General features: G+C 55.7%; 4 protein-coding genes. 3 read left to right on the plus strand and 1 reads right to left on the minus strand.

What is annotated here, in order from left to right; translation table 11 throughout:
* The 3 genes from KJ653_05635 to KJ653_05645 all read left to right on the plus strand — a co-directional run.
* A partial coding sequence (locus KJ653_05635; GenBank protein ID MBU0685311.1) for a transposase occupies positions 1-156 on the plus strand: 156 nt, incomplete at its 5' end.
* A 145-nt stretch (positions 157-301) separates the two neighbouring features.
* Positions 302-934 (plus strand): hypothetical protein, encoded by a 633-nt coding sequence (locus tag KJ653_05640; GenBank protein MBU0685312.1) that lies wholly within the window; start codon positions 302-304, stop codon positions 932-934.
* A gap of 87 nt (positions 935-1,021) precedes the next feature.
* Entirely contained in the window at positions 1,022-1,999 is a 978-nt protein-coding gene (locus KJ653_05645) for an NAD-dependent epimerase/dehydratase family protein (GenBank protein MBU0685313.1), read from the plus strand.
* 44 nt (positions 2,000-2,043) lie between these two features.
* On the opposite strand, the gene KJ653_05650 is transcribed toward KJ653_05645, so the two are convergent.
* Complete coding sequence (locus tag KJ653_05650; GenBank protein MBU0685314.1) at positions 2,044-3,588, minus strand: MFS transporter; 1,545 nt, start codon at positions 3,586-3,588, stop codon at positions 2,044-2,046.
* Between the last annotated feature and the right edge of the window lie 195 nt (positions 3,589-3,783).

Consider the following 3,783-nt stretch of genomic DNA (forward strand, 5'->3'; position numbering starts at 1 on the left):
CATCCAGTCCTGCGGACAATGTTCCGACAGGGGCATCTATGGAGCCCGAGCTATTACATTGGGACGGTGGGGCATGTGTCTGCGGAAGCGATAGCGAGGTATATCAGGGATCAGAAGTTGCGGAGGGTCGGGCGACCTGATTCCTCCCCCGAATGAATTGGAGGGTCTCCGCAGGATGGATTCTATGAAGGGGGAAGTTTATTATGGTGCAGACGAATGGTTGATGGATCAGGAGGTAGTGGGCCGAATAAGTAGCCTGCTGTCTCCTGGGTCTACGATGAAGTGAGGAGCGTAGGGGGCAATGTTCCAGGCAGTCGATCCAGATACGGTGAAGCGTAAGTTGAGATTCGACTACATGAAGGCCAGGAGCGAGGCGAACTTCAAGTCCCTCGACATGTTCACGACTCTCTTGGCACATTTCGAGAAGCCCCAAATGTCGCTCCACGATATCATCCAAGAGGCCACCCAGATCATCCAGAAGCAGTTCAGGCTTCGCTGGGTGATGATAGGCCTGAAGTCCAAGGCCGATGCAAGGTATCGGTACGAGGTACACACGGGCATGCGCGATGAGGCCTGGAAACGGCAGAACTCGAAGGTGTACAAATACGAGGACTTCAACATGACCAACAACTACGTTGCCGGGGAGATCAGCAAGCTCACCAGGGTGTATCTGGAAGAGGACAACCCCCTGCCGAAAGAGGACGAGATAGTTGTGAACCGCCCTGCTCTGCTCAAGCTGAGGCGAAGACTCGCAGAGGACACATTGGAGGCCGACTTCATCGACACACTGATCGTCGGTCCCGACAACGACCTTCTAGGATGGATCGAATACCCAGGCACCGTCACCGGCAAATTCCCAGACCCCCTGATGATCAGGTACATCGAAGTCGCCGCGTCCATAATCGCAGCGGCAATCCATTCAGGTGCCCGGTGAACCGGACCCCGTACAGCACGAACTTTTTTACCCACGTCCCCCGATGAGGTCCATCAGTAAAAGGACGATTTCAGGAGGAGCGCGGGAATGACTTACTTCATCACAGGTGGCGCAGGATTCATAGGCAGCGCGGTCGTCGACAGGCTTGCGAAGAGGAACGGGGTCACGGTCTACGACAACCTCAGCACTGGAAGAGAGGAGTTCATCTCTGAGCACTTCGGAGAGGAGTTCTTCAGGTTCGTCAAAGGAGATCTTCTCGACGTGGGCAAGCTCGCAAAGGAGATGAGAGGACACGACAGCGTATGGCATCTTGCGGCGAACCCCGACATAAGAAAGGGGACTGAGTCCACCATGGTAGATCTCGAGCAGAACACGGTGGCGACCTACAACGTGCTCGAATGCGCCCGTAGGAACGACATCAGATCATTCGTGTTCTCATCCACATCCACGATATATGGCAGGGCGAATGTGATCCCCACGCCGGAGGACTACGGGCCTTGCCTGCCGATCTCGTTGTACGGTGCTTCGAAGCTGGCTTGCGAAGGGCTCGTGTCCGCCTATGCGGAGCTGTACGGCATCAGATCCTGGATCTTCAGGTTCGCGAACATCGTCGGCCACAGGAGCACGCACGGCATCCTGTTCGACCTCGTCCAGAAACTCAACAAGAGCCCAAGGACGCTCGAAGTGCTCGGCGACGGTAGACAAAGAAAATCATACCTGCTGGTCGAAGAGTGTGTGGACGGAATGATCTACGGCTTCAAGCATGCGAAGGACAGACTGAATTACTTTAACCTCTGCGCTAGCGACCAGATAGCAGTCAAGAGGATCGTCGACGTGCTGATTGAGGAGTCTCGGCTCAGGAATGTCAAGATCAGGTACACGGGCGGCGAGAGCGGGTGGAAGGGCGATGTCCCGAGGTTCCTCCTGTCGAACAAGAAGATGGCAAAGCTAGGTTGGAAACCGAAGCATACGAGCGAGGAAGTCATCCGGGAAGCGGCGCGGATCGTGGTCAAGGAGCGGCTCAAGAAAGTCCCGAGCAGCTGGCTGTCCGTCCAGGAGCAGTAGCGGGGAGCCGCTTCCAGATATGTCAGGATATGCCGTATAGGCGCTCAAAGCTTGGGCTCTTTGCCATTGCTGAAGCTCTTGACAGTGAACCCCTTGCCTTCCCCGAGAGCGCGTTTGTCCGTCAGGAACATCGCCATCAGCGCGGCGAAGGCCATCACGATGGCGCTCAGCAGAAACACATAGTGATATGCAGTCTCGTTGGATACAAATCCTAGCAGCTCGTGCGTCACTGGATTGTATACGGGGTCCTTGTAAGCGGATAGGATGACAGTCGCAACGGCTGGACCGACGACCCCTCCGCTCGTCCGGATTACCATGTTCATGGCACTCGAGATGGCCGTCTCTCGCTGGGGAGTCGAGATGATTATCATGTTGATGCTCCCGACCATTGCGAATGACATGCCGCCGCCCATGATGGTGAGACCGACGACAAGGTCTGTCTGGGTTTCGTGGAAGAAATAGAGGTACATGAAACCGATTATCGGGATCAGCATGCCTGCGACCATGGGCCACTTCGGCCCACGCCTCTTCACTAGGAGGCCAACAGTGGGGCCGAGTATCAGCGATAGGATCGATACGGGCAGCATCAGAATACCTGTGTGCAGCGGGTCTAGATTGAACTTGAACTGGGCCATCAATGCGATCACAGACTGCGCGCCGAACAGACCGAATCCGATGAAGAAAGCGACCGTGTTCGTAAGCGCGATGTCCCTGACCTTCATCAGCGAAGGTCTAACGAGCGGGTAGATGGTATCGGTCTGGCGGACCACGAATCCTATCAAAGCTACGACAGAGATCGCGAACAACGACAGTATCACGGGATCTGTCCAGCCTCTTTCGTTCCCCTCCGTGACGGCTACGAGAAAGGACATGAGCACAAGGGCAAGGAAGGACGCCCCCACGTAGTCCACCTTGGACTCCAACCGGATCGGGGACTCCCGTATCTTGAATGCGACGAACGCAGTCGCGGCGAATGCGAACGGAATGATCGTGTGATAGGTCCACTGCCATCCCCATTTGTCGACGACGAACCCTCCGATGACGAATCCAACGGCGGTCCCGACGCCGAACATTGCGGATATGACTCCCTGAGCGACGGCTATCCTCTCGACCGGGAACTCGTCCCTTATGAGGGAGAACGCAAGAGGGAACATCGACATGCCCAAGCCCTGGAAAGCCCTTGCGGCCAGCAGGACGTAGAACGAGTCTGAGACATCCCTCGAGAAGCCGGTCAAGGTGACCGCGATGCTGTAAATGAGCATGGCGATCGTGAGCATCTTCTTCTTGCCGTATATGTCGCCCAGCTTGCCGAAGACGGGGATCGCGACGGCCCCCACGACCAGGTAGATCGTGATAATCCATGAGGCGAGGGGGAGGTCGCTCGGATACTGCAGACCGTAGGAGGCCATTACCGTCTCTAGCGACGGAAATGCCATCGCCTCGACGTACATGACCATGATCGCTATCGATGCCAGGACCAGCAGCACGATGGTCGGATAGCGGCCCTTCTTCCCAGTCTCGTTTCTGATCAGATCTTCACCACTCTCAGAAGACGGCCTGATTGGTGTTGGCGCGAGACAATCACACATTAATGAATTTTAGGGCGCTGCTATGCGCCATCCGCATGGATGCCCTCAATCAACACGTATTTGTAAGCGATTGCCATAGTCCTTTCAGAAAGAGACCCGAACGAGCATGGCTAGCATGCTCAGTGAGGGCCGAAGAGGCGGACTAAGATGGAAGGAATCAAGGTCAGATTCAGACTGAAAGTCCTAACTGACGAC

The organism is Candidatus Thermoplasmatota archaeon (assembly GCA_018814355.1).
Taxonomy (GTDB): domain Archaea; phylum Thermoplasmatota; class Thermoplasmata; order UBA10834; family UBA10834; genus COMBO-56-21.